Origin of the sequence: Pseudomonas sp. NPDC098747 (assembly GCF_044760045.1) — a bacterium.
Classification (GTDB): domain Bacteria; phylum Pseudomonadota; class Gammaproteobacteria; order Pseudomonadales; family Pseudomonadaceae; genus Aquipseudomonas.
Genome location: NZ_JBIWAL010000009.1, coordinates 75,128 through 99,055, shown reverse-complemented (window position 1 = coordinate 99,055; position 23,928 = coordinate 75,128). Strand labels below are relative to the sequence as shown.

The 23,928-nt window shown below is 56.1% G+C and carries 22 protein-coding genes, 1 tRNA gene and 1 pseudogene; 16 read left to right on the top strand and 8 right to left on the bottom strand.

The genetic code is table 11. The features are described from left to right. Positions 1-12: 12 nt before the first annotated feature. From ACIQVE_RS08285 to ACIQVE_RS08265, 5 genes are all read left to right on the top strand, one after another. Positions 13-1,554 carry an N-6 DNA methylase gene (locus tag ACIQVE_RS08285; protein WP_402806596.1) on the top strand — a complete coding sequence of 514 codons (1,542 nt, stop codon included), beginning with the start codon at positions 13-15 and terminating at the stop codon, positions 1,552-1,554. Continuing rightward, positions 1,547-2,923 carry a restriction endonuclease subunit S gene (locus ACIQVE_RS08280; RefSeq protein ID WP_402806594.1) on the top strand — a complete coding sequence of 459 codons (1,377 nt, stop codon included), beginning with the start codon at positions 1,547-1,549 and terminating at the stop codon, positions 2,921-2,923. Before ACIQVE_RS08285 ends, ACIQVE_RS08280 begins: the two co-directional genes overlap by 8 nt. A gap of 48 nt (positions 2,924-2,971) precedes the next feature. Continuing rightward, the gene (locus ACIQVE_RS08275; protein ID WP_402806591.1) at positions 2,972-4,015 is read left to right on the top strand and encodes a restriction endonuclease; all 1,044 of its coding nucleotides are present in this window, start codon (positions 2,972-2,974) and stop codon (positions 4,013-4,015) included. A gap of 135 nt (positions 4,016-4,150) precedes the next feature. Then, positions 4,151-4,396 carry a hypothetical protein gene (locus tag ACIQVE_RS08270; protein WP_402806589.1) on the top strand — a complete coding sequence of 82 codons (246 nt, stop codon included), beginning with the start codon at positions 4,151-4,153 and terminating at the stop codon, positions 4,394-4,396. A gap of 292 nt (positions 4,397-4,688) precedes the next feature. Further along, positions 4,689-4,997, top strand: a complete 309-nt coding sequence (locus ACIQVE_RS08265) for a hypothetical protein (RefSeq protein WP_402806586.1) — start codon at positions 4,689-4,691, stop codon at positions 4,995-4,997. A 25-nt stretch (positions 4,998-5,022) separates the two neighbouring features. On the opposite strand, the gene mobA is transcribed toward ACIQVE_RS08265, so the two are convergent. After that, complete coding sequence (mobA, locus tag ACIQVE_RS08260; RefSeq protein WP_402806583.1) at positions 5,023-5,325, bottom strand: plasmid mobilization protein MobA; 303 nt, start codon at positions 5,323-5,325, stop codon at positions 5,023-5,025. A 558-nt stretch (positions 5,326-5,883) separates the two neighbouring features. Here mobA and ACIQVE_RS08255 point away from each other — a divergent pair. Further along, a complete protein-coding gene (locus tag ACIQVE_RS08255) occupies positions 5,884-6,096 on the top strand; it encodes a hypothetical protein (protein ID WP_402806580.1) in 213 nt (70 codons plus the stop codon). Between the two features lie 282 nt (positions 6,097-6,378). Next, entirely contained in the window at positions 6,379-7,299 is a 921-nt protein-coding gene (locus ACIQVE_RS08250) for a restriction endonuclease (protein ID WP_402806577.1), read from the top strand. Between the two features lie 89 nt (positions 7,300-7,388). Here ACIQVE_RS08250 and ACIQVE_RS08245 read toward each other — a convergent pair whose 3' ends face one another. The 3 genes from ACIQVE_RS08245 to ACIQVE_RS08235 all read right to left on the bottom strand — a co-directional run bounded on the left by ACIQVE_RS08245 (position 7,389) and on the right by ACIQVE_RS08235 (position 9,378). Next, positions 7,389-7,763, bottom strand: a complete 375-nt coding sequence (locus ACIQVE_RS08245; RefSeq protein ID WP_402806575.1) for a hypothetical protein — start codon at positions 7,761-7,763, stop codon at positions 7,389-7,391. A gap of 284 nt (positions 7,764-8,047) precedes the next feature. Continuing rightward, a complete protein-coding gene (gene trfA / locus ACIQVE_RS08240; RefSeq protein WP_402806572.1) occupies positions 8,048-9,037 on the bottom strand; it encodes a plasmid replication initiator TrfA in 990 nt (329 codons plus the stop codon). Between the two features lie 35 nt (positions 9,038-9,072). Further along, entirely contained in the window at positions 9,073-9,378 is a 306-nt protein-coding gene (locus ACIQVE_RS08235) for a helix-turn-helix transcriptional regulator (RefSeq protein WP_402806569.1), read from the bottom strand. Between the two features lie 109 nt (positions 9,379-9,487). Between ACIQVE_RS08235 and ACIQVE_RS08230 the strand changes: the two genes are divergently transcribed. Then, on the top strand, positions 9,488-10,072 hold the full coding sequence (locus tag ACIQVE_RS08230; protein ID WP_402806566.1) for a hypothetical protein: 585 nt from the start codon (positions 9,488-9,490) through the stop codon (positions 10,070-10,072). A 3-nt stretch (positions 10,073-10,075) separates the two neighbouring features. On the opposite strand, the gene ACIQVE_RS08225 is transcribed toward ACIQVE_RS08230, so the two are convergent. Then, positions 10,076-11,158: a site-specific integrase gene (locus ACIQVE_RS08225; protein WP_402806563.1), complete on the bottom strand. Its 1,083-nt coding sequence runs from the start codon at positions 11,156-11,158 to the stop codon at positions 10,076-10,078. Positions 11,159-11,262: 104 nt separating this feature from the next. Next, a tRNA-Arg gene (locus ACIQVE_RS08220) sits at positions 11,263-11,339 on the bottom strand. Positions 11,340-11,781: 442 nt separating this feature from the next. On the opposite strand from ACIQVE_RS08220, the gene gabD reads away from it, so the two are divergent. The 3 genes from gabD to ACIQVE_RS08205 all read left to right on the top strand — a co-directional run bounded on the left by gabD (position 11,782) and on the right by ACIQVE_RS08205 (position 16,034). Further along, a complete protein-coding gene (gabD, locus tag ACIQVE_RS08215) occupies positions 11,782-13,224 on the top strand; it encodes an NADP-dependent succinate-semialdehyde dehydrogenase (protein ID WP_402806561.1) in 1,443 nt (480 codons plus the stop codon). A gap of 184 nt (positions 13,225-13,408) precedes the next feature. Further along, entirely contained in the window at positions 13,409-14,686 is a 1,278-nt protein-coding gene (gene gabT / locus ACIQVE_RS08210; protein ID WP_402806558.1) for a 4-aminobutyrate--2-oxoglutarate transaminase, read from the top strand. Positions 14,687-14,822: 136 nt separating this feature from the next. Further along, positions 14,823-16,034, top strand: a complete 1,212-nt coding sequence (locus ACIQVE_RS08205) for an HDOD domain-containing protein (protein WP_402806556.1) — start codon at positions 14,823-14,825, stop codon at positions 16,032-16,034. 130 nt (positions 16,035-16,164) lie between these two features. Here the strand turns inward: ACIQVE_RS08205 and ACIQVE_RS08200 are convergent, their stop codons facing one another. Both ACIQVE_RS08200 and desA read right to left on the bottom strand, forming a co-directional pair. Next, the gene (locus ACIQVE_RS08200; protein WP_402806553.1) at positions 16,165-17,154 is read right to left on the bottom strand and encodes a GGDEF domain-containing protein; all 990 of its coding nucleotides are present in this window, start codon (positions 17,152-17,154) and stop codon (positions 16,165-16,167) included. 225 nt (positions 17,155-17,379) lie between these two features. Next, positions 17,380-18,561: a delta-9 fatty acid desaturase DesA gene (desA, locus tag ACIQVE_RS08195; RefSeq protein WP_402806550.1), complete on the bottom strand. Its 1,182-nt coding sequence runs from the start codon at positions 18,559-18,561 to the stop codon at positions 17,380-17,382. Positions 18,562-18,707: 146 nt separating this feature from the next. On the opposite strand from desA, the gene dibA reads away from it, so the two are divergent. The 5 genes and pseudogenes from dibA to ACIQVE_RS08170 all read left to right on the top strand — a co-directional run. After that, positions 18,708-20,627, top strand: coding sequence for a phosphodiesterase DibA (gene dibA, locus ACIQVE_RS08190; protein ID WP_402806547.1), 1,920 nt, complete (start codon positions 18,708-18,710; stop codon positions 20,625-20,627). A 299-nt stretch (positions 20,628-20,926) separates the two neighbouring features. Continuing rightward, positions 20,927-21,109, top strand: a complete 183-nt coding sequence (gene oscA, locus ACIQVE_RS08185; RefSeq protein WP_007917682.1) for a sulfur starvation response protein OscA — start codon at positions 20,927-20,929, stop codon at positions 21,107-21,109. A 68-nt stretch (positions 21,110-21,177) separates the two neighbouring features. Then, a complete protein-coding gene (locus tag ACIQVE_RS08180) occupies positions 21,178-22,191 on the top strand; it encodes a sulfate ABC transporter substrate-binding protein (protein WP_402806544.1) in 1,014 nt (337 codons plus the stop codon). Positions 22,192-22,363: 172 nt separating this feature from the next. After that, entirely contained in the window at positions 22,364-23,182 is an 819-nt protein-coding gene (cysT, locus tag ACIQVE_RS08175) for a sulfate ABC transporter permease subunit CysT (RefSeq protein ID WP_402806541.1), read from the top strand. A 12-nt stretch (positions 23,183-23,194) separates the two neighbouring features. Then, a pseudogene (locus ACIQVE_RS08170) lies at positions 23,195-23,928 on the top strand (sulfate ABC transporter permease); the annotation flags it as partial.

Here is a 23,928-nt window from a genome sequence, read left to right as displayed (position 1 = left end):
GTAGAGAGCCCCATGAGCCAAGTTACCCACGATATCGTCCAGAAACTCTGGAATCTCTGCCATGTATTACGCAGCGACGGTGTTACCTACCATCAATATGTCACCGAGCTGACTTATCTGCTGTTTCTCAAAATGGCCAAGGAAACTGGTCGTGAGGATCAGCTGCCTGAAGGCTACCGTTGGGATGACTTGGAGGCCGCAGCAGCCCGTGCCGATTTGGACTTCTACCGTGCTCTGTTGATTCACCTCGGCAGCAAGGACAGCCAAGGCACCGCCATCACCCGGCAAATTTTCGCCAGTGCTGGCTCCTTTATCCGTAAGCCGACCACCTTGACCAGTCTGGTCAAAGCCATCGACGAGCTGGACTGGTACTCCGCCCGCCAGGAAGGTTTGGGTGACTTGTATGAAGGCTTACTGGAAAAAAACGCCGGTGAAACCAAATCAGGTGCCGGCCAATACTTTACTCCACGGCCGTTGATCGACTGTATCGTCACCTGCGTCAAGCCGCGTCTGTTCGAGATCATTCAGGACCCAGCTGCTGGCACTGGTGGATTCCTTATCGCCGCCAACCATTACCTGGCCGAACATGCCGATGTCGGTGGGTTGAGTGTCGAGGAGTTCCAGCGCTATCGCCGTCAGTTCCATGGCATCGAGTTGGTGCTCGACACCCACCGGCTGGCGCTGATGAACCTGATGCTGCACAACCTGCAGTCTGACGGTGAAACCGGTGTGCGTTTCGGCGACACCCTATCGCCGGATGGCGAGAACCTGCCGCCGGCCGATCTGATCCTCAGTAACCCCCCCTTCGGTATTGCCAAGGGCGGCGGCCTGCCGAGCCGTGGCGACCTACGCTATCCGACCACCAACAAGCAGTTAGCCTTTCTCCAGCATATCTACCGTGGCCTCAAGCCTGGCGGTCGTGCCGCCGTGGTACTGCCAGACAATGTATTGTTCGAGGTCGGCACCGGTGCAGATATCCGCCGTGACCTGATGGACAAGTGCAACCTGCACACCATCCTGCGTCTACCTACCGGCATCTTCTATGCCCAGGGCGTGAAGACCAACGTGCTGTTTTTCCAGAGGGGCAGCTCCAGTGACCCGCGCCAGGATCAGGGCTGCACCCAGCGCACCTGGATCTACGATATGCGCAGCAATATGCCCAGCTTTGGCAAGCGCACCCCATTCGGTGCTGCACAGCTCAAGCCATTTGAGCAGGCCTATGGTGACGATCCCAATGGAAATAGCCCGCGCGCCGAGAATGTCGAGGGTATTGGTGAGCTGAGTCGTTTCCGCTGTTTTACCCGTGAGCAGATCCGCGAGCGTAACGACTTCCTGGATATCAGTTGGCTGAAAGACGCCAACAACTTGGAGACCAGCAATCTTCCTGCCCCCGAAGTATTGGCCGGCGAAGCCATGGCTGAACTAACGGAAGCCCTGCACGAACTGGATGAGTTGATGAAGGCATTGGGCGCTGAGGATGAAGTGCTAGCCCAGAAGCAATTACTGGCGGAGATGTTGGGCTTGGTGATGGTCGAGGCTCAGGAGAATGAGTGAGTTGCCGCAAGGTTGGAGTAAGGCGAAGCTTGATGATCTTTTAGAGTATGTAACTAGCGGATCTCGTGACTGGTCCAAGTACTACGCGGAAGAAGGTGCTCTTTTTGTCAGAACTCAGGATATAAATACAAACAAATTAAATGGCTTTAATAGTATCGCTAAGGTTAACCTTCCTGAGAAGGTGGAGGGTAAGCGAACTCTCATTAAAAAAGACGATATTTTGCTCACCATCACTGGTGCCAATGTTGGAAAGTGCGCACATATTGAAGGGGATGTACCTGAAGCGTATGTAAGCCAGTCGGTGGCGCTCGTTAGATTGGCAGACAAGTCATTAGCAAAGTTTGTTCACAAGCAATTGATTTCTCCGGGTGACGGCAGTGTTCAAACAAAATTGGAGGCAAGCGCTTATGGAATGGGGCGACCTGTCCTAAATTTGGACAATGTCCGAGAAGTTTCTCTTAATATTGCGCCACATGCCGAGCAAGCCCGTATCACTCAAAAACTTGATGAGCTGTTGGTTCAAGTCGGCACCATAAAAGACCGAATCGACGCTCTTCCCCTGCTGCTTAAGCGCTTTCGCCAATCTGTTCTTGCCGCTGCCGTTGCCGGGCGGTTGACGGAGGATTGGCGTATATCTAATAGCTTAGACAAGCTAGGTGTGAAGAACTGGGAGGTAACAAATTTTGGAGCTATTTGCTCTGAAATCACTGTCGGTTATGTTGGCAAAATGTCCGATCAATATACAGAAACAGGAATTCCATTCTTACGCTCTCAGAATGTCCGTCCATTTAGATTCTCAAATACAAACCTCCTTCATATATCCCAAGGGTTTCACGATAAAATTATCAAGTCAAAACTTTCACCGGGAGATTTGGCTATAGTTCGTTCTGGCGCGCCGGGGGTAACATGTGTAATACCGGATGATTTAGAGATCGCCAACTGTTCTGACCTTGTTATCGCTAGACCTTCAGAGAGGCTTAACTCTCAGTTTGGCTGCTTGTTTATGAACTCTGAAGTTGCGCAAAAAAATGTCGCAGCAAACCAGGTTGGGGTTGCCCAGCAGCACTTCAATGTTGGCTCTATGAAGAAAATGCCGATTGATCTTCCCCCTATTGACGAACAGTTGGAAATTGTCAGGCGTGTCAATCAGCTATTTGCTTTTTCCGAATTGCTTGAAAGTAAATTTCAAATTGCCAAGGCACGTATCGACCTGTTGACCCAGAGCATACTGGCCAAGGCCTTCCGGGGCGAACTGGTACCGCAGGACCCCAACGACGAGCCGGCTAGCATACTGCTGGAGCGAATTCGCACGCAGCGTGCGGCACAGCCTAAGGCGTGGCGTGGGAGCAAGAGCGCGGCAACAAATTGATCGAAGCGCTCGTAATGGGCAGGGCAATGTTTGAAAGGAGTAGTCCAAATGGCCATCTGGCTGGTGCGAGCGGGTTCCGCCGGAGAGTTCGAGGAAAAATTTATCGGCGAACGCCGTGTTTATGTAACTTGGGACGGCTTGGACGTGAATCTTGCTGATCTACAGAAGCGCGAGCAGTTACATGCTGCTTTGGCGAAGCGCTTCCCCGATGCTAAACCGAAGAAGCTGCAAAACTGGACCAGCCAGGTCTGGCCTTTCGCCCGGCGTATGCAGGTGGGGGATTGGGTGGTGGTGCCTCTCAAAACTCAACCGGTGATTTATATCGGTGAGATTGTTGGCGACTACCAGTTTGCTAGCGATGGCCCCGATCCGTTCTACCACTGGCGTTCATTGAAGTGGATTGGCGAGGCTATTCCGCGCTCGAACTTTTCTCAGGATTTGCTCTACAGCTTCGGCGCTTTTATGACTATTTGTCGGATTCAGCGTAATAACGCCGAAGGCCGGCTCAAGGCCATGAAAGCTAATGGCTGGCAGCCGGAATCTTTGCAGGAGTTGGTCAAGGGCGAGGTCACCGCCTCGGACGAAGTCGCGGTGGAGCAGGCGGAAACTGACCTGGAACGCACCGGCAAAGACCATATCGTGCGGTTGATCGAGCGCCGCTTCAAAGGCCACCGGTTGACCACTTTGGTGGCGGCCATCCTACGCGCCCAGGGCTTTAGCATCTGGCAAAGCCCGGAAGGTGCCGACGGTGGCGTGGATATCCTGGCCAGCACTGGCTTGATGGGATTTGGCGAGCAGAACCTCTGCGTCGAGGTGAAGTCCGGTACCGGTCTAGTCGACCGGTCGACGGTGGATAAGCTTTTGGGGGCTATGAGCAAGTTCAACGCCAGCCAGGGCTTGTTCGTCGCTTGGGGCGGCTACCGCAGCAATGTGCAGAAAGAATTGGCCTCCAGCTTCTTCCGTTTGCGCCTATGGAGCCAAGATGACTTGCTGGAGCAGTTATTCCTAAACTACGACCGGTTGGATGAGGGAATTAAATCAGAGCTGCCACTCAAGCGCATTTGGACTGCTGTGCTAACCGAGGATGCTTGAAACGAGGTTTGCGGGGGAGCTTGTGACGCTTGCCCCAATACACTGCACTCGAACCTGATAGGGCGCTAGTTATAGTCAGATAACGTGGGCTTCCGGAGCGGAAGCTTTCAACCGCAGCTCGAAGTCTTTGCGAAGATGAATGATGCCTATCTGGGTATCGATGGTTCAGAGCGGAGACTGCTGGTCTATCCAATCAATGGTGCGGAGCATTTCTTCAGTTTTGGTGAAATTAATTCTTGGCGGATCGTTCCGGCCGGGAAGCGCAATCATCGGTTGGAGGTGCTGATCAACAACCTTGATGTTCCTGTGTTCAGTCTTGTATTGAGGTCGGCAGAAGTGCTCAAGACCGAGGCTCGACTCAGTACTTTGTTCAGTAGTTAGGGGGCGGCCTGGGTAAGCACTCCTGAGTGTCAGCCCATCATTGATTAGGAGTGGGCTATGAGAAAACCAACCAGCTGCTCTGTCTCGAAAGATATCGCTCGACTGGAGCAGGCCAATGCAATGATGCGCTCGGCTAATCGAGCACTTGCCCGTAACGATATAGTTACCCTTGCTGCACTTGGATTCTGCCATCAGCACATTGGAGAGCTGAAGCTACAGGGCGGCTTCCGGTCTTCCTCCATTGCGCAAAATACAAGAATGATCACACGCCTCCGTAAAGTGGGAGATACACATGCTCAGTGACCGCGCGCCGCTATCAATTGCCGCCAACGTGTTGGCAAGCTCCTCCATTCAATCTGTACTCCGCTCTCCGTCTTATCACGCCCGTGGCTGGCAAATACTTGATCGTTGGGCGTTCAGCTGTCCAGAGCAGCTTCTTAGGCTTGAGGCGGACGGAGAGGTCATCTTGTTGGGAAGGTTATTGGAGCAACAGGAAATCGAACATCAAGTGCTGAGCTCGACGGCAGGGTTGGAACAGCGTAGTCGTGGTCTAGCAGAGCAGGAAGTCCTGGCATTGCATGAGATAAGCACAGCGCTGTGAGTCACCAAGGGACAACGGGTTTGCCTCAACACCCGATACGCTTGATGGCTTCGGTAATCTCAACCAAGACATTTGCGTACTCCTTGGAAAGCGCGCCGTTGCCCTCGGCGAAAAGATGCTTTTGAAGGCCACCTAGACGCCGCAGCTCATTGATTACGTGGGAGTCAATTTTGCTTCTGGTCTGTCGCTTCAATGCAGCGGCCAGTACGAACTGACCAACACTCATTCCGCTATCGTGGGCTTTCTCGCGTACCAGTGCTTCCTCTTCCTCAAAACAACGAATTGCCGGTAGCCATCCTGTACGTCGGCGTTGTTCGCTAAGGCTCATGAGCTTTCCTTTTCCAGGTATTGGGGTCTCGGGGCTTGCCCTGAGTAGGGAAGGTAGGCAAGCAAAGGGAGTGTAACGACTGGTGCGCGCCGATTGTGAGTCGCCAGGAACTGGCGGTATCACAAACCCTACCTTGTCCTGGTCTTTGCTTTCAGAATTTAGATGAGTTGTGCACTACCCAGTTACAGCCTGGATGCAAAAGGGAGTAGGCATTGAGGGGACGCCTTGGGTACGAAAAAAAGGCGAATTTAAAATCGATTACATAAGCAAAGAATGCATCATCCATCAGCGGCTGAGGATACGACGATTGGATGGCGAGAAAGACGCTAGAGCGACAGCTAGGATTTACCGAATTGCCACTGGCCTTGAGTGACTTTCTGATACAGAGGGATGGTATAAACAGCATGCATGCACGCTTGACGTTGATAAGCGTGAGACGATTTTGGGACGGTTATGGTGATGCGGAGGCACAAAGGCTACATTGACGAATCTGAGGGAGCTATTTGACACTGGCGTGTAGATCTCAGGTAATTCTCTCAAGATACCTTGGAGATAGTTATGGAGCAGTCCAGTGACTCCGAAAGAAGCTTCGCCGAGATTATGGATCTGAAGCGCTCCAATCGTGAGCGGTTAATTCGTGCTATCCAGAACGCCGCCCCTGAAGATCTCGAGATTTCTGCTCAGCGCATCAAGGAAGTTCTGCTTGACTCTGTCAATCCAAGCCAGCGCCGACAGCGCATTGCCCCGCCAGCGTTCGCTAAGAGCAAATAGCTCCTCACGTATCGAAAGATTATTGCGAGAGTGGCGCCATGCGGGTCGTCGTTTTCATTGCGGAGTTCGCACGTTTCACAGAGTAGTGCGAGGTCATTGTCAATTAATGATCAGGCTGGCTGCGACTGCCCAGGCTCTGCATGGGCGGTCGTAGGCAGCAGCTGTCTTTTGGATTCACTCCACGATCATCAGGCACAGACCTCAAGCATAATTTTCCAAACTCCGGATAACATGCGGCTTACCACATTTGCCCACGCTGGCAACCTTGCGAAGGGAATCCTGATGTCCGTTCCTACATACGACAAATTCATTGAGCCGATCTTGCGCTACCTTGCGGCGAATCCGGAAGGCGCGACAGCACGGGACGCGCATGAAGCTGCGGCCCGGGCTTTGAATTTATCTGAACCACAGCTTCAAGAGCTGATTGCGAGTGGGCAAGCGACCTATAAGAACCGCGCTGGATGGGCTCACGATCGTCTCAAGCGCGCAGGGTTATCTTCCAGCGCGAAACGAGGCTACTGGAGGCTCACCGAAGCGGGCACTGCTTATTCCACACAGCACCCGTCACCGCTCACGGCGGATCAGGTTGAACAACTCGCCATCGGCTTCATGGACGTGAAGCTTCGGAGCCCCACAGATGCCGTCCCGCTAGATGGGCTAGAGCAGGGTGCAGATACACCGATATCAGCAACTGTGAGCCCGGACGATCGGTTGGAACAGGCTCTGCGTGAGCTACGCGATGCAACAGCAGCGGATCTACTGGATAACTTGCTACAAGTCAGCCCCAACCGCTTCGAAGTTATCGTGCTCGATGTGTTGCACAGCCTTGGCTACGGGGCTAGCCGAAACGATTTGCAGCGTGTTGGTGGTAGCGGAGATGGCGGAATTGACGGGGTGATTTCGCTTGATAAGCTCGGGCTGGAAAAAGTCTATGTCCAAGCAAAACGCTGGCAGGGCACTGTAGGCCGTCCTGAGCTGCAAGCTTTCTATGGAGCACTTGCCGGGCAAAAGGCCAAGCGAGGGGTATTTATTACTACGTCAGGTTTCACTGCTCAAGGAATCGACTTTGCCCGTTCAGTGGAAGGCATGGTGCTGGTGGATGGCATCCGCTTGGTCAACCTGATGATGGACTACGAGGTTGGGGTAACGTCCCGGCTTCTCAAGCTGCCGAAACTGGATAGCGATTACTTTGACGAGGAATGAGGATTTTGGACCTCGTCATAGTTTCTCGGCACCGGGGGCAGGGCTAGTAAACGAGCACTGGACACTAGCGCTCCGATGATCAAAAACCATTACCAATCAGACTCCAGCTCGGTGCTTAGGTGGATACCCATCACCTTTGCCTTGCGATATCTCAGCGGCTCCGCATTGATCTCCAGGGCAACAAGTCGACTTGCAGCGATGACTAAGCTGTTGAAGCGGTCATTGTGAACGGCGACATATGCGATGAGTTTTTTGCCAGTCACCTGCATGGAACCGATGCAGCGAGGAGCCGATTTGTCGCTTAGGAGTAATGGGTCAACGTATAGGTAGCATTCTAGGGCTGGGTATTTAAATGCTTCAGGGTATCGGACGGAGCCGTAAAGCTTTATCGCAGTATGCTCTGAATAATGGTGACCGATTGGCCTGGTATCGGTCGGCGTGGCCATGCTGAACGACCAGGACATATCCCACCCCCATATCCGGGCTTGGAGGATTATTCGCTCAACGGTGGTACGTCTCCGGTTAGCCATAGCATTCATCTTCCGCGTTTGAGCCGGCTGCGAACAATCCCTCGACTGCTCGTTTGGGGCTGAACTTCCGTCCGAGATCCGATTAGTACTGATTAGGTTGAGATTAGTTTTTAGAGGGGCGCATGCTGCGGCCTTATGCTATCAGCCTGACAGGCACTACTGACTGTGGATAGCCTACCTTTTGGAACGGGCTACGCTACCCGCCGTAACGGTAAGCGTTACCTGCTAGAACAGTATTCTCTACCCGCTAGAACGGCACGCGTCCTTTTTGTTTTTTCCACCCTCATGAGATGTCGGAACTGGGTCTGGCTTTCCTGTCTTTGGACGTGTACCAAATCGCCTCGAATGGCGTACTCGAATGATTTACCGTGTTTGTTGTAGGCAGCGCTCAAAGCGTCGAACGCGCGACATAACGTTTGGGTAAATTTCCAGATTTCGCGGGCTTCGCTTCCACAGAGCTGGTGCAGCGTGCTTACTTTAAGTCCGTAAGCTTTTGCATGGCTCGAATAAAATCCATGAAGCCATTGGGCGAGTGGCTGGCCATCCAATGCAGACCGAATACTCCAATCGATGTAACTGAAGCCAGACTTGGAGAACAGTGCGTTTAGCTTGGCGTCAAGGATTACGACGTATTCCAAGCTATTCTCGTCCTTATAGAAGTGCTTGATCAGGCTACCGGTGTAGGAAATATCACCCAGCACTACCTCAACGTTGCACGCTGCCAATCGCAGCAAGCGATCGTGCAGCAGCTTCCTATTCTTTCCCGTGTCGGTCTTTTTCATGAGTTTAAGCACGCCGTAAGCCTTGTAGCGGAGCTCGTGGCCTAGCATTTGCCGTCGAGAGAGGTGCAACACGCTTAGCCATACGGAAAGGTCGATCTGGTCGAGACGCGTTCCTGTATAAGAAATTTGCACGCCCCCGATTGAGTTAATCGCCACCATTTTTAGATCAGTCCGACTGCCCTTCCTTACTGCTCCAAAAAGCGCAGACCGCAAGAACGCATTCGGTACGCCGCGAACCTCATCCGGCCATGTTTTCAGCGTTGGGGTTGTAATCGCAGGCTTTGGCTTGAGCTGCCCCTTGTTAGCCGCTCTTGCTCGAGCTTCAAGTTTGGCGAGCTGTGCAAGACGCCTGCTCCCTGAAGTCGTGATGTCATTCGTATGGAGCTCTGGCGGCGTTAGCGGCTCGTTTATAAACGAAGTGACCACTGCTTAATTTTGAGTGGAGGCAGGTGTGCGAGTGCTCATTTTCTAGCCTCTACTTGCTCTTTTTTTGTGGGGCGGCCAACTCGATTTTCTGGCGTGGTTTTCAACACTGGCTTGACTGGCGAAGCCGAAGTGCGTTCGGGACCATGGCGCATCCACTGGCGAAGATCGCCGAGACGCCAGCGTAGCCGCGATAGTCCCGGAAGGGGATCAAGCCCCGGCAGTTTGCGCTGACGCACGGTTAACACGCTGAATCCTGTTAGCGCCGCGACCTCGGCTACGCCTATCAACACGTCATCTGAAAGCTTCTGGATTTTTTGAATGGTTTCGTAATCGACGCTCATCGCTACTGTCGCTCGGTTGCTATGGAGTACGTGCAGCTTTCGCCAATCGAGGACCGATTAACTAGGACACCTTTTTGACAGATGCGGCTGTTAGCCAAAGAATGGGTACATGCAGCCATCATCCTTTGAATCCGATATCAATCCTGAAGAAGTCTTTCAGCTCGTTTTCCGTGAGATTGAAAGTCACCAGGAAAAGGGCCGGAAAAACTTTGTTGTCCGAGTTCCGGTGGATCTGGTGCAGTACCTGTTCTCCGGGATTTTGCACAAGTCGGGAATGTCGAAGGTCGCCTTGGAGAGATTGCTTACTGAGCTCGGCATTTACGGTTTTAAGGATGCAGACGGACGGATTCTGCGGCGTTATCTGAGCGGTCAAACGCGGATGGCTTGGGATACCTATCAACGGCTGTTGTTTTGGGCTTTGTCGAAGGCGTGGGTCAGCGATTGGATTTTTCGTGACTTGCTGTTGAGGACATATCTGCGAGAAGCGGCGCAGCTTAGTGCGCGCAATATTCTGAACACCCTGAAACGTCGAGTATCGTCCTCCGACTTAACTCGTGAGCAGGTTATCGAGTGTTTCAACGAGGTCTATCTACTCAAGCAGCGGGAGCGCGAGGAGGCCGCGCTAAACCGTGCTCGAACTGATTCAGAGATCAGGGAGCTGGCTCGCTCCCTGGGGCTTGAGATTATCGACTGACCATCAAGCTAGCTTCGCCGCGAGTTCTTCTGCAGTGATGTTGTAGTAACGCTTCAGCATGTTCACCTCGCGGTGTCCCGTTACGCTGGCCAGCTCAATCAGATTCGGAAGTTTGGTGGCCAGCCGGCAGGTGGCCTCATGGCGTAGGTCGTGGAAGCGCAGATCGAGCAGAAAGTCTTCCTGGGGCGTTACCAGAGCGCGTTCGCAATCTCCTAAGTATTTCGTCCTTGCTCGCTCCAAACCGCGAGTGAAGGCCTTCTTGAGAGCGTCTGCGGTGGTGGGGAAGACTCGGCCGCAAAGTGAGCGTGGCAAGTCCTTGAGCAGCTGAATAGCTCGCGGGGAGAGTGGGACGGTTCTGGGTAGCCCGTTCTTGGTCGCTGGAAGATGAGCGGTTTTGCGATCCAGATTCACATGCTTCCAGCGCAACTCGAATAGCTCGCCACGGCGCATGGCGGTTTCAATTGCCAGTTGCACGATGGACCGTATCCAAGGGTTGTGCGAGGCGTCTGCATAGGTTCCATCGGCACGGCGCTCCCGAAGCTCCAAGGCGCTGAGGATGTATTGCTCCTCAATCGGGTCCAGGCGTCGCGAACGTTCGTCGTTATAGCTAGGGCGGCTGACCATCCGCACCGGATTCTCGGCAAGATGGATTCCCCATTCGCGGCGAGCGACCTCAATCACACATTGAAACAACGCCAGCTCACGCTTGACCGTATTGCCCTTGCGGATCTTCAGGCGCTCGTCGCGGTAACGGGCGAAGTCGGAAGAGGTGAGGGTGGCAACGATACGTGTCGCCAATGGATGACGCTTAAGGGCTTCCAGACGTTTAATTTCCGAATAGACGCCTTTGTGCTTCGGAGCAATCTCGGAGATGTAGCGATCAATGAGTTGATGAAAGGCGGTGCGTTCAGCCTCGACGCGAGAGACAAAAATTCCTCGGTCGATTTCGCTTTCGATCATGCGCGCCCAGACTTGAGCATCGGCTTTAGTTTCGAAGGTTTTTCGTTGGGCTGGATAGCCCTTGCGACGGATTTGCGCTTCCCACTGATACTCGCCGCGATTCCTGATTGTTGCCATTTCGACCATTCCCGCCACATTAAGTGTGGCAAATTTGTGGCAAAAACGACTTTCAGGACTAGGACAGGTTTCTGTCAGGAGCGCTATCCCCTTGTAATACAAGGGAAAGAAGATGGTGCACCAGGCGGGATTCGAACCCACGACCACTGCCTTCGGAGGGCAGTACTCTATCCAGCTGAGCTACTGGTGCAGCGGGCGACATCATACCTAGGTCGGCTCGGGGCGTCCATGCTGGGTTTTGGTGGGTTTTGTCAGTGCGCGTGTCGCGATAAAACCGCTGTATTCCATAAAGCGGTAACGTTCTGCAAAACCCTCGCTTGGCGCTTTGGCGGGGCTGATCTAAGGTTTTCCTGCGGCAGGGATTTTTGCTCGTTGATCTGAAAAATTCAGCAAATGCGGCGTTTTTGTTCTTTTTTTCGAACGCCCTATTGTCCTTTAACCCCTTTGCTCCTACGATCCGTTTGAGATTTCAAACGCCCGTTGATTGGGTGTTGAAGCGCAGGTGTTTCGAAGCGTGCACTATTTTTGCGCCTCACCCGGTCACTGATTTCCCTGACGGCAGCCTTGCGAGGCGCCTTTCTACAATCATAATTTGCTCCGCGCAGGCCGCGGTGCTGTTAAGGAAAGCCGACATGCAGCTTAATGACACCCAGTTGTTCCGCCAGCAAGCCTTCATCAATGGCGCTTGGGTCGATGCGGACAACGGTCAGACGATCAAGGTCAATAACCCGGCCACCGGCGAAATCCTCGGCACCGTGCCGAAGATGGGCGCTGCCGAAACCCGCCGTGCCATCGAAGCCGCTGACAAAGCGCTGCCGGCCTGGCGTGCGCTGACCGCCAAGGATCGTGCGAACAAGCTGCGTCGCTGGTTCGAACTGATCATCGAAAACCAGGACGACCTCGCTCGCCTGATGACTCTCGAGCAGGGTAAACCGCTGGCCGAAGCCAAGGGCGAAATCGTTTATGCCGCTTCGTTCATCGAGTGGTTCGCCGAAGAAGCCAAGCGCATCTACGGTGATGTGATTCCGGGCCATCAGCCGGACAAGCGCCTGATCGTTATCAAGCAGCCAATCGGCGTGACTGCGGCCATCACCCCGTGGAATTTCCCGGCGGCGATGATCACCCGTAAGGCCGGCCCTGCGCTGGCGGCTGGTTGCACCATGGTGCTCAAGCCTGCTTCGCAAACCCCATTCTCCGCATTCGCTCTGGCTGAACTGGCTCAGCGTGCCGGCATTCCTGCTGGCGTGTTCAGCGTGGTATCCGGCAGCGCTGGCGACATCGGCAGCGAGCTGACCAGCAACCCGATCGTGCGCAAACTGTCCTTCACTGGCTCGACCGAAATCGGCCGTCAGCTGATGGCTGAATGCGCCAAGGACATCAAGAAAGTCTCGCTGGAACTGGGCGGCAACGCGCCGTTCATCGTGTTCGACGACGCGGACCTGGATAAGGCCGTCGAAGGCGCGATCATCTCCAAGTATCGCAACAATGGTCAGACCTGCGTTTGCGCCAACCGTCTGTACATTCAGGATTCGGTCTACGACGCGTTCGCCGAGAAGCTGAAAGTGGCTGTGGCCAAACTGAAGATCGGCAACGGTCTGGAAGACGGCACCACCACTGGCCCGCTGATCGACGAAAAAGCCGTGGCCAAGGTGAAAGAGCACATCGCTGACGCAGTAGCCAAAGGCGCAACCGTACTGGCTGGCGGCAAGCAAATGGAAGGCAACTTCTTCGAGCCGACCATCCTGACCAACGTGCCGAAAAACGCTGCGGTGGCCAAGGAAGAAACCTTCGGTCCGCTGGCGCCGTTGTTCCGCTTCAAAGACGAAGCCGAAGTGATCGCGATGTCCAACGACACCGAGTTCGGTCTGGCCTCTTATTTCTACGCTCGCGATCTGGGCCGTGTGTTCCGTGTAGCTGAAGCCCTGGAATACGGCATGGTGGGCGTCAACACCGGGCTGATCTCCAACGAAGTCGCGCCGTTTGGCGGCATCAAAGCTTCGGGCCTGGGTCGTGAAGGCTCCAAGTACGGCATCGAAGATTACCTGGAAATCAAATACCTCTGCCTGGGCATCTAAGCCGAGAAAGGGATCGCTGCAAACGCAAAGGGCACGAGAGCGCTGTCCCTTTGCGTGTTTCAAACCGGAATTTTCTCTGCGGCCGGGAACGCCGTGGCAGTCGATCATCGCATGCTGCCACCGTCGAATCCTTGCGCTTAATCCTTGAACCACGCCGCCCGATGAGCGGCGAATGAGGACTGTAATGAGCAAGACTAACGCTGAACTGATGGCCCGCCGTAACGCTGCTGTACCTCGTGGTGTTGGCCAGATTCACCCGATCTTCGCCGAATCCGCGAAGAACGCTACCGTGACTGACGTTGAAGGTCGTGAATTCATCGACTTCGCCGGCGGTATCGCTGTGCTGAACACTGGCCACGTGCACCCGAAAATCATCGCCGCCGTGACCGAACAGCTGAACAAGCTGACGCACACTTGCTTCCAGGTGCTGGCCTACGAGCCGTACGTCGAGCTGTGCGAAAAAATCAACGCCAAGGTGCCAGGTGATTTCGCCAAGAAAACCCTGCTGGTCACCACTGGTTCCGAAGCGGTAGAAAACGCCGTGAAAATCGCCCGTGCCGCCACTGGCCGCGCTGGCGTGATCGCCTTCACCGGCGCTTACCACGGTCGCACCATGATGACCCTGGGCCTGACCGGTAAAGTCGTGCCTTACTCGGCCGGCATGGGCCTGATGCCAGGTGGCATCTTCCGCGCGCTGTACCCGAACGAACTGCACGGCGTGAGCATCGACGACTCGATCGCTTCCATCGAGCGCATCTTCAAGAACGACGCCGAGCCGAAAGACATCGCCGCGATCATCATCGAGCCTGTGCAGGGTGAAGGTGGTTTCTACGTTGCGCCGAAGGAATTCATGAAGCGTCTGCGTGCCCTGTGCGACCAGCACGGCATCCTGCTGATCGCTGACGAAGTACAAACCGGTGCTGGCCGTACCGGTACGTTCTTCGCCATGGAACAGATGGGCGTCGCTGCCGACCTGACCACCTTCGCCAAATCCATTGCGGGCGGTTTCCCGCTGGCCGGTGTTTGCGGCAAGGCTGACTACATGGACGCCATCGCACCAGGCGGCTTGGGCGGTACTTACGCCGGTAGCCCGATCGCTTGCGCCGCTGCTCTGGCAGTGATGGAAGTGTTCGAAGAAGAACAACTGCTGGACCGCTGCAAGGCTGTCGGCGAGCGTCTGGTCACTGGCCTGAAAGCCATCCAGGCCAAATACCCGGTGATCGGCGAAGTTCGTGCCCTGGGTGCGATGATTGCCGTTGAGCTATTCGAAAACGGTGACAGTCACAAGCCGAACGCTGCTGCTGTAGCGTCCGTTGTGGCCAAGGCTCGCGACAAGGGCCTGATCCTGCTGTCCTGCGGCACCTACGGTAACGTTCTGCGCGTACTCGTACCGCTGACCTCGCCGGACGAGCAACTGGACCAAGGTCTGGCGATCATCGAAGAGTGCTTCTCCGAGCTCTGATCACCCCGTGTGACCTGATCGACAAAAAACCCGCTTCGGCGGGTTTTTTCATGCCCCTGAAACACATCGGCTGCTTTAGCACTGTATCGAATGGCCATCATTGGCTAAGGTTCAGGCATTGCAAGGGAGAGCGTGCATGACTGCCGTTGATTTACCCGCCGTACCCCGAGTGCTGATTGCCGAGGCTGATCCGTGGTCCCGGGACCTGCTCAAACAAGTGTTGCTGAACGTGCGTTGTGATGCGCGGTTGGACCTGTGCGCCGATGGCAAACAAGCGATGTCGATGCTCAGTGAAGTGCCGTATGACTTTGCCATCGTCGATTGGGAACTGCCCGGCGTTGATGGCTTGAATGTGCTGCGCAGTGTGCGTCAGCGCAAACGTAATCCGCCGCTGCCGTTCATTCTGATGAGCAGCCGCAATGACAGTGCCAGCGTGCGTGAAGCCCTACCGCTGGCACCGACGGCGTACCTGACCAAACCCCTGAACATGGAAAGCCTGACCGAGCGTTTGCAGGGTTTGCTGTTGAATGCCGGGGAAGAAGTGTTCTGTGAGGTGCCGGCGCTGGCGCCCGGCATGACCTTGTCGGTATTCCTGGAGCGGCGGCGTGAGCAGGCCGACGGCGCGCCGTTGATGACGGATGTGCAGGTCGCGGTAAAGCGCAGCCTCAATCCCGGCGGTCTCGATCTGACGCTGCTGCAACAGGAAATCCGTACCGATCCGCAGATCACAGCGGTGTTGATTGCGGCGGCCAACAGCGCCGCGCAACACCATGGCGCACCGGTGCAAACTCTGGCGCAGGCGCTGCAAAGGCTTGGCACCGGGCAAAGCATGAATTTGATTCTGGGGCTGGCGCTCAAACGCAGTGCCCGGCTTAGCGATCCATGCCTGGCGGACTACGCCGAACGTTATTGGGGGCTGTCGCTGCACACCGCCGAATACGCGCGCACACTGGCGCGGTTGCTCGATCTGGATCAGGAGCGCTGCTATTGCGCGGGCATGCTGCATCGTCTTGGCGATCTGGCGTTGCTGCGGTGTTTGCAGGAATGGAAGCAGGCGGGCGGTGAGCTGGATGATCTTCAGGAAGTGGGTGAAGCGTTGGCGCAATTCGGCGCGGCCTATGGTTCGGCGCTGCGCACCCGTTGGCGACTGCCGCTGGAGCTGCGCGAATTGATTGCCTCGGTCTACCAGCTCGGGGGCGGGGTATATTCCCGCGAGGCGCTGGTGATGAACATGGCCGCGCAGATGGCTCGCCTGACCGAGCATGAAGGTATAGAGGAATTGGCGAAGAGCCGGACGGCCCGGTTCCTCAAGATCGGGTTGCCCGAGTTGATGCGGATGCGTAAGTAGCCAGAGTTACCTCTAACCCTGTGGGAGCGAGCTTGCTCGCGAATGCGGTGTGGCATAAGCACACGTCGACTGACAAGACTCCTTCGCGAGCAAGCTCGCTCCCACAGGGGGCATTGGTTGAGGTTTGTGTTCAACCAGAGATGATGCGGTTCTTGCCCTGTCGCTTGGCCTCATACATCGCCGTATCGGCGCGAGCGAATAGACTGTCGAGGCTTTCGTCGCCTTCGGTGAGGCTGGTCAGGCCTTGGCTGACGGTGATGCCGAACGTCTGGCCGTCATGACTAAAGCTCAAACGCTGAATCTCATTTTGCAGCCGTTCGGCTACTTGCATGGCCATGTCGGGGGCGCAGCCCGGGAACACCGCGGCAAATTCTTCACCGCCAATTCGCCCGAACAAGTCTCCCCGTCGCAACGAAGCACGCCCACATTCGGCAATGGCTTGCAGCACGCTGTCGCCTTGAGGATGGCCGTAGGTGTCGTTGATCATCTTGAAATCATCGATATCCAACAGCAGAAAGGCCAAAGGCGCGCCTTGCTGACGCGCCTCTTCGAACTCGCGGTTGGCGCATTCGAAAAAGTGCCGGCGGTTGCTGCTCTGGGTCAGTACGTCGGTGGTGGCCAGACGTTGCAGCTCGGTTTCCATCTGCTTCTTTTCGGTGATGTCTTCGGCGATGCCGACGATGATCACCGGTTGCCCGGGCTCGTCCTGACGATTGATGAAGCATTTGTCGCTGAGCCAGCGCACCTGGCCGTCGGCTGCGATGATCCGATACTCGCGATCTTCCACCGCGCCTTTGTGCAGGACTTCAGCGAGGCTGCGTTCAGCGTATTCGAGATCGTCGGGATAGATGCTGTCGCGCCACTGGTTGTAGTCGGCCAGCAGAAGCCCTGCGGAGCGGCCGAAAATCCGCTCATAAGCGGGACTGACGTAGAGCACCTGACGGGTTTCCCAGTTGAATGCCCAAAGCACCGCGTTAACGCTGACCAGCAGCGAGCTGAACAGTTGTTCGCGTTCGCTCAGACGAGCGACTTCGCCTTGGGCGTGCATCAATGCCATGAGGGTTTGCGCGGCCTCGGGCCACTGCGGGAAGGATGAGTCTTTTTGGTTGTTGTTGACCATCGGCACAGTTCTCAGAGGGCGTGCCGAGTCGACAACAACGGCAACACCTAAGCCCGCCGGAATGGCGAAGTCTTTGAGATAGGTGATTTTCGGCGAAGTTCCCACCGGTAGTGGGGTTCTGCTGGGCGGTAATGACGGCGCGTTTCATTCATGCAAACGCGCCGTCAGATCTGCGGTGGCTTCGCCACCGAACGGGGATAAATCCCCTCGCCACAAGGGCAGCAGTCAGGCAGCGGGTCGCAGCGAGTAAGTTTTCAGCTGGTCGGCAAATTCACGCAGAGACTGAATACCGCTGGCTTCAGCCTCGTGAATCCACTCTTTGATGGCGGCGAGCATGTCGTGGCCATTGGAGCTGGTCTTGACCCAGATCTGCTGCAGGGCCAAGCGTTTTTCGTAAATGACCTTCAGCGCATGGCTGTGCTCAAGCATGCTCTGGATGCGCGCGTGGTGGCGATCTTCCAGCAGACTGGTTTCCCGCGAGAGCAGGCGTTTGGCCCGGTGGAACTGGTGACGCACCGAGTGATCGACTTTGGCCAGCTCCTGCTTGACCAACGGGCCGATCACCAATTTGCGGTACTGGGCCATGATCTGGAAGCGGTTGTTGAGGATCGCCATGGCGGTGTCCATGTCCAGATTGCCTTTACCTTCGACGCGGTGGGCGATTGGCGCTACACGTTGCACCTTGGCCAGACGAAAGAAGCTGAACACTTTGATCCACGCCCAGCCGAGGTCGAATTCCCACTTCTTCACCGACAGCTTGGCCGAGTTAGGGTAGGTGTGGTGGTTGTTATGCAGTTCTTCGCCGCCGATCAGGATGCCCCACGGCACCAGATTGGTCGCCGCGTCGCGGCATTCGAAGTTGCGATAGCCGACAGCATGGCCCAGACCGTTGATCACGCCGGCGGCCCACACCGGGATCCACATCATCTGGATCGCCCAGATGGTGATGCCGATGGTGCCGAACAGCAGCAAATCGATCACGCCCATGATTGCCACGCCCAGCAGTGGAAAACGGCTGTAGACGTTGCGCTCGATCCAGTCTTCGGGGCAGTTCTTGCCGTAGATGCGCAAGGTTTCCGGGTTCTGGGCTTCGGCGCGGTACAGCTCGGCGCCGGTCCGCAGTACCGTGGACAACCCCTTGATGACCGGGCTGTGCGGGTCATCTTCGGTTTCGCATTTGGCGTGGTGTTTGCGGTGGATGGCAGTCCACTCGCGGGTGTTCTGCGCCGTGGTCAGCCACAGCCAGAAACGGAAAAAGTGCTTCAGGCCGGCATTCAGCTCCAGGGAGCGATGGGCCGAGTAGCGATGCAGATAGACCGTGACGCCGACAATCGTCACGTGGGTCATCAGTAGAGTGACCGCGACCAGAGACCAGGCCGACAAGCCAAGAAAACCTTCGTACCACATAGGCTATAGGGCCCTCGATAAAGATAAAAACAGCCGATGCATTATCACTAAGCACACAGATAAAACCAGTCGCGCTTTCAGATAAGAGTTAGCTGAATGTTTCTTGACCTATAATCCCAACTTTTTGTAGGGACATGGACGGCCGAATGTCTGCCACTTATCGCGATGCCTTGCGTGCAGCGCTGCTCTATCTCGTACTTGCGGCGATCTGGCTGCAAGCTACTGGTTATTTATTAAACAGTTTCTTCGATAACTCCGTCGAACTCGCGCGATGGCAACTGATCAACGGTTATGTTTTCGCGGGGTTCAGTGCCGGCCTGATTTTTCTGGCGCGAGCGCGGTTGTGTGAGTTTCTCGGGATCGGAGCGCGGTTGCGTGAACGTCACGCCGATCGTGAACACCTGCGGCAGGCAGCGGCTGTGTTCGATTGCACCCGCGAAGGCGTGTTGGTTACCAACCATCGGGGGCTAATCGTGCACGTTAATCGTGCGTTTATCGAGATCACCGGTTATCTGCGCGAAGAAGTTCTCGGCCAACAACCCAGTCTGTTCAAGTCCGGCCACCATCCGCCGGGCTTCTATCAGGCGATGTTCTCCACGCTGGAATCGCAGGGCGAGTGGAGCGGCGAGATCTGGAACCGTCGCAAAAGCGGGGAGATTTATCCGCAATGGCAGACCATCCGCGTCATTCATGATGATCAGGGGCTGATCAGCCATTACGTGGCGGTGTTTTCTGACATCAGTGCGATCAAGCATTCCGAGCATGAGCTCCAATACCTTGCCCACCACGATCCGCTGACTGATCTGCCCAACCGTCTGTTGTTCAGCGATCGTACCGAACAGGCACTGGCGTCGGCGCAGACCCACAAGCGCGGCTGTGCGCTGCTGTTGCTCGATCTGGATCACTTCAAGATGATCAACGACAGCCTCGGTCATAACGTCGGCGATCGTTTGCTCAAAGCGGTGGCGACCCGATTGCAGGCGCTGTTCGGCCCCGGCATCACCGTGGCGCGACTTGGCGGTGACGAATTCGCGGTGTTGGCAGAAAGTTGTCCACAGCCCGGCCAGGCGGCGGCATGCGCCCAGCGTATTCTCGATGCGCTGAAGGAGCCGGTCGGCATCGACGGCGGTGAGTTATTCATCAACGCCAGCGTCGGCATAAGCCTGTTCCCCAGCGATGCGCTGAGCGCTGACCAGCTGTTGCGCAACGCCGACGCGGCGCTGTTCAAGGCCAAGAGCAGTGGGCGCAACGGTTATGCCTTGTACACCGAAGAACTCACGGCTCACGCCCAGCAACGGGTCGAAATTGCCTTCGAACTGCGCCGTGCGCTGGAACAGCAGGAGTTGCGTGTCTACTACCAACCGGTGCACGACCTTAAAACCGCTCGCCTGATCGGCGTCGAAGCCCTGGTGCGCTGGCAGCATCCGCAGCGGGGGCTGGTGTCGCCGGCCGAGTTCATCCCGATTGCCGAGCGTACCGGGTTGATTGCCGAAATCGATGCCTGGGTGATGCAGCAGGCTTGCCGGCAGATGTGCCAATGGCAGCAGGCCGGGAGGATGTTGTCGTTCGTGGCAGTGAACGTTTCTTCGCGGTTGTTCGCCCGGCGTGAGCTGTATCAGCAGGTAGCGCAGGTGCTGCGCGATACCGGGCTGGACCCGGCGTACCTGGAACTGGAAGTGACCGAAAGCGCGGTGATGGACGATCCGGAGGTGGCGCTCGAGCAGATGCACCGCTTGCGTGAGTTGGGTATCCGCTTGGCGATCGATGATTTTGGTACCGGATATTCGTCGCTATTAAGGCTCAAGCGTCTGCCGGTACAGAAGCTCAAGATTGATCAGGGATTTGTCGCCGGTTTGCCATGGGATGAGGATGACGCGGCGATTGTCCGGGTGATCATCGCGCTGGCGCGGAGTATGGGCATGCAGGTGCATGCCGAAGGGATCGAACAGGTTGAGCAAGCGGCGTTTTTGCTGGAGCAGGAATGCGATCTCGGGCAGGGGTATTGGTTTGGGCGGCCGGTGCCTGCGTTGGATATAGATTGGGCAAAAGCCCCGATGATTGGCTGAATAGGCCCTTTACGGCTAACACCAACCCTGTGGCGAGGGGATTTATCCCCGTTGGGTCGCGAAGCGGCCCCAAAAAATCGGACTGCTACGCAGTCCAACGGGGATGAATCCCCTCGTCACAAAGTTCTCTGAAGGATTTCAAATCAGCGCAAACCCTTGTCCCGTCACAGAATGTTTTTTGGTTATATAAACATTATTAAATGGTCTTTTTAAGAATATCAGCGCCTCTCTTATATTGCTCCCACGCCGAACGCAGTGCCGCCCACTGCCAGGCATATCCCATTCAAAGGAGCAGCACCATGAGCGCATCCCTTCGCAGCGTTGACGGTCAGGACGAAAGCACCATCTTGCGTGAAATCCAGAGCGCCCTGCGCGATCTGCGTTTCGGCGCGGTGGAGATCACTGTGCACAACGCTCAAGTCGTGCAGATCGAACGTAAAGAGAAATTCCGTTTGCAGCAACCCGGCAAACAACCTGGCTAAAAGCCGGCAACCCGATTCCAGCAATACATAAGAAAAAGCCACCACCAGCAATTCCAGGAGCTTTCACCATGTCGTCGATTCGCCGTTACGCTTTGGCCGCCCTGGCCAGCGCTGTGTTTGCCGGTTCCGCAGTTGCCAAGGATTACGAACTGCTCAACGTCTCGTACGACCCGACGCGCGAGCTGTATCAGGACTACAACGCTGAGTTCATCAAGTTCTGGCAGAAAGACCATGCCGGCGACACTGTGAAAATCCAGCAATCCCACGGTGGTTCGGGCAAGCAGGGCCGCGCGGTGATCGACGGTTTGCGCGCCGACGTGGTGACTCTGGCGCTGGCCGGCGACATCGACGAAATCGCCAAACTCGGCAAGACCCTGCCAGCCGACTGGCAGAAGCGTCTGCCGGAAGCGAGCACGCCGTACACCTCGACCATCGTGTTCCTGGTGCGCAAGGGCAACCCGAAAGGCATCAAGGACTGGGGCGATCTGATCCAGAACGACGTCTCGGTGATCACCCCGAATCCTAAAACTTCCGGCGGTGCGCGCTGGAACTTCCTCGCCGCCTGGGCCTATGGCCTGAAAGCCAACGGCGGTGACGAAGGCAAAGCCAAAGAATACGTACAAGCCCTGTTCAAGCACGTGCCGATTCTCGATACCGGCGCTCGCGGTTCGACCATTACCTTCGTCAACAACGGTCAGGGTGACGTGTTGCTGGCCTGGGAAAACGAAGCGTTCCTGGCGCTGAAAGAAGACGGCGGCGCGGACAAGTTCGACATCGTCGTGCCCTCGCTGTCGATCCTGGCTGAACCACCGGTGGCCGTGGTCGACAAAAACGCCGAGAAGAAGGGTAACGAGCAGATAGCCGAAGCCTACCTCAAGCACCTGTACAGCCCGGCCGGTCAGGAAATTGCCGCGAAGAACTTCTACCGTCCGCGTGACAAAGATGTCGCCGCCAAGTACGCCCAGCAGTTCCCGAAACTGGAATTGGTGACCATCGACAAGGACTTCGGCGGCTGGAAATCCGCGCAGCCGAAATTCTTCAATGATGGTGGTGTGTTCGACCAGATTTATCAGGCGCAGTAATCTGACTTCAGCCACACACCAAGCCGAGGCCAGGCGCGGAAAATGTGGGAGCGAGCTTGCTCGCGAAAGTGGAGTGTCAGACGACGTAAAGTTGACTGATACTCCCTCTTCGCGAGCAAGCTCGCTCCCACATTGGTGCGTTAACCGGATCGCTTTTTAACCAGGGACTTTTATGTCGCGTCGTATTTCCCCCGTCATACCCGGCTTCGGGCTGACGCTGGGTTACACCTTGGTGTACCTCAGCCTGATTGTGCTTATCCCACTGGCGGCGATGTTCGTCCACGCCTCGCAGCTCACCTGGGATCAGTTCTGGACGATCATCTCCGCCCCCCGCGTGCTGGCAGCCTTGAAGCTGAGCTTCGGCACCGCGTTGTGCGCCGCGATCATCAACGGCATCATCGGCACATTGCTGGCGTGGGTGCTGGTGCGCTACACCTTCCCCGGGCGCAAGATTATCGACGCGATGATCGATCTGCCGTTCGCCTTGCCGACGGCGGTGGCCGGTATCGCGCTGACCGCGCTGTACGCGCCGGCCGGTCTGGTCGGTCAATTCGCCGCCGACCTCGGTTTCAAAATCGCGTATACCCCGTTGGGTATCACCCTCGCGCTGACCTTCGTCACGCTGCCGTTCGTGGTGCGCACGGTGCAACCGGTGCTGGCCGACATTCCCCGTGAAGTCGAAGAAGCCGCAGCGTGCCTCGGCGCGAAGCCATGGCAGGTGTTCCGGCACATTCTGGTACCGGCATTGCTGCCCGCCTGGCTGACCGGTTTTGCCTTGGCCTTTGCTCGTGGTGTCGGCGAATACGGTTCGGTGATTTTCATCGCCGGCAACATGCCGATGAAAACCGAGATCCTCCCGCTGCTGATCATGGTCAAACTCGACCAATACGATTACACCGGCGCCACTGCCATCGGCGTGTTGATGCTGGTGGTTTCCTTTGTCCTGTTGCTGCTGATCAACTTGCTGCAGCGGCGCATCGAAACCCCATAAGGAGGCGCGAACATGTCCCAATCGTCTATTGCGGCCGCTTCCTCGGCCAACGCTGCACGCCGTGGCAGTGCCACGTCGCGCAGAATCCTGATCGGCCTTGGCTGGCTGATCTTTTTCCTGTTTCTGTTGCTGCCGCTGTTCATCGTGGTGTCGCAGGGTTTGAAGAACGGCCTCGGCGCTTTCTTCACCGCGATCTTTGAACCGGATGCACTGTCGGCACTGAAACTCACCGTGTTCGCCGTGCTGATTTCGGTGCCGCTCAACCTGGTGTTCGGCGTCAGTGCCGCGTGGTGCGTGAGCAAGTACTCGTTCCGCGGCAAGAGCATGCTGGTGACGTTGATCGACCTGCCGTTCTCGGTGTCGCCGGTGATCGCCGGTCTGGTCTACGTGCTGATGTTCGGCGCCCAGGGCTTCTTCGGGCCGTGGTTGCAGGATCACGACATCCAGATCGTTTTCGCCCTGCCGGGCATCGTGTTGGCGACGATTTTCGTCACCGTGCCGTTCGTGGCTCGCGAGCTGATCCCGCTGATGCAGGAACAAGGCACTCAGGAAGAGGAAGCCGCGCGTCTGCTCGGCGCCAACGGCTGGCAGATGTTCTGGCATGTCACCGTGCCCAACATCAAATGGGGCCTGATCTATGGCGTGGTGCTGTGTACCGCGCGGGCCATGTGTTTTTTGTTTGGTTTTTCGTTGTTTTGGGTTATATTTTGATTGTTGTTGTAGATGTAGTTGTTCGGGTTTTCATT

What these genes read in the sequence shown, in the direction of transcription:
- ACIQVE_RS08285 (WP_402806596.1), top strand. Translation starts at nt 13, where the DNA reads ATGAGCCAAGTTACCCACGATATCGTCCAGAAACTCTGGAATCTCTGC.
- ACIQVE_RS08280 (WP_402806594.1), top strand. Translation starts at nt 1,547, where the DNA reads ATGAGTGAGTTGCCGCAAGGTTGGAGTAAGGCGAAGCTTGATGATCTT.
- ACIQVE_RS08275 (WP_402806591.1), top strand. Translation starts at nt 2,972, where the DNA reads ATGGCCATCTGGCTGGTGCGAGCGGGTTCCGCCGGAGAGTTCGAGGAA.
- ACIQVE_RS08270 (WP_402806589.1), top strand. Translation starts at nt 4,151, where the DNA reads ATGAATGATGCCTATCTGGGTATCGATGGTTCAGAGCGGAGACTGCTG.
- ACIQVE_RS08265 (WP_402806586.1), top strand. Translation starts at nt 4,689, where the DNA reads ATGCTCAGTGACCGCGCGCCGCTATCAATTGCCGCCAACGTGTTGGCA.
- mobA (WP_402806583.1), bottom strand. Translation starts at nt 5,325, where the DNA reads ATGAGCCTTAGCGAACAACGCCGACGTACAGGATGGCTACCGGCAATT.
- ACIQVE_RS08255 (WP_402806580.1), top strand. Translation starts at nt 5,884, where the DNA reads ATGGAGCAGTCCAGTGACTCCGAAAGAAGCTTCGCCGAGATTATGGAT.
- ACIQVE_RS08250 (WP_402806577.1), top strand. Translation starts at nt 6,379, where the DNA reads ATGTCCGTTCCTACATACGACAAATTCATTGAGCCGATCTTGCGCTAC.
- ACIQVE_RS08245 (WP_402806575.1), bottom strand. Translation starts at nt 7,763, where the DNA reads ATGTCCTGGTCGTTCAGCATGGCCACGCCGACCGATACCAGGCCAATC.
- ACIQVE_RS08235 (WP_402806569.1), bottom strand. Translation starts at nt 9,378, where the DNA reads ATGAGCGTCGATTACGAAACCATTCAAAAAATCCAGAAGCTTTCAGAT.
- ACIQVE_RS08230 (WP_402806566.1), top strand. Translation starts at nt 9,488, where the DNA reads ATGCAGCCATCATCCTTTGAATCCGATATCAATCCTGAAGAAGTCTTT.
- ACIQVE_RS08225 (WP_402806563.1), bottom strand. Translation starts at nt 11,158, where the DNA reads ATGGTCGAAATGGCAACAATCAGGAATCGCGGCGAGTATCAGTGGGAA.
- gabD (WP_402806561.1), top strand. Translation starts at nt 11,782, where the DNA reads ATGCAGCTTAATGACACCCAGTTGTTCCGCCAGCAAGCCTTCATCAAT.
- gabT (WP_402806558.1), top strand. Translation starts at nt 13,409, where the DNA reads ATGAGCAAGACTAACGCTGAACTGATGGCCCGCCGTAACGCTGCTGTA.
- ACIQVE_RS08205 (WP_402806556.1), top strand. Translation starts at nt 14,823, where the DNA reads ATGACTGCCGTTGATTTACCCGCCGTACCCCGAGTGCTGATTGCCGAG.
- ACIQVE_RS08200 (WP_402806553.1), bottom strand. Translation starts at nt 17,154, where the DNA reads ATGGTCAACAACAACCAAAAAGACTCATCCTTCCCGCAGTGGCCCGAG.
- desA (WP_402806550.1), bottom strand. Translation starts at nt 18,561, where the DNA reads ATGTGGTACGAAGGTTTTCTTGGCTTGTCGGCCTGGTCTCTGGTCGCG.
- dibA (WP_402806547.1), top strand. Translation starts at nt 18,708, where the DNA reads ATGTCTGCCACTTATCGCGATGCCTTGCGTGCAGCGCTGCTCTATCTC.
- oscA (WP_007917682.1), top strand. Translation starts at nt 20,927, where the DNA reads ATGAGCGCATCCCTTCGCAGCGTTGACGGTCAGGACGAAAGCACCATC.
- ACIQVE_RS08180 (WP_402806544.1), top strand. Translation starts at nt 21,178, where the DNA reads ATGTCGTCGATTCGCCGTTACGCTTTGGCCGCCCTGGCCAGCGCTGTG.
- cysT (WP_402806541.1), top strand. Translation starts at nt 22,364, where the DNA reads ATGTCGCGTCGTATTTCCCCCGTCATACCCGGCTTCGGGCTGACGCTG.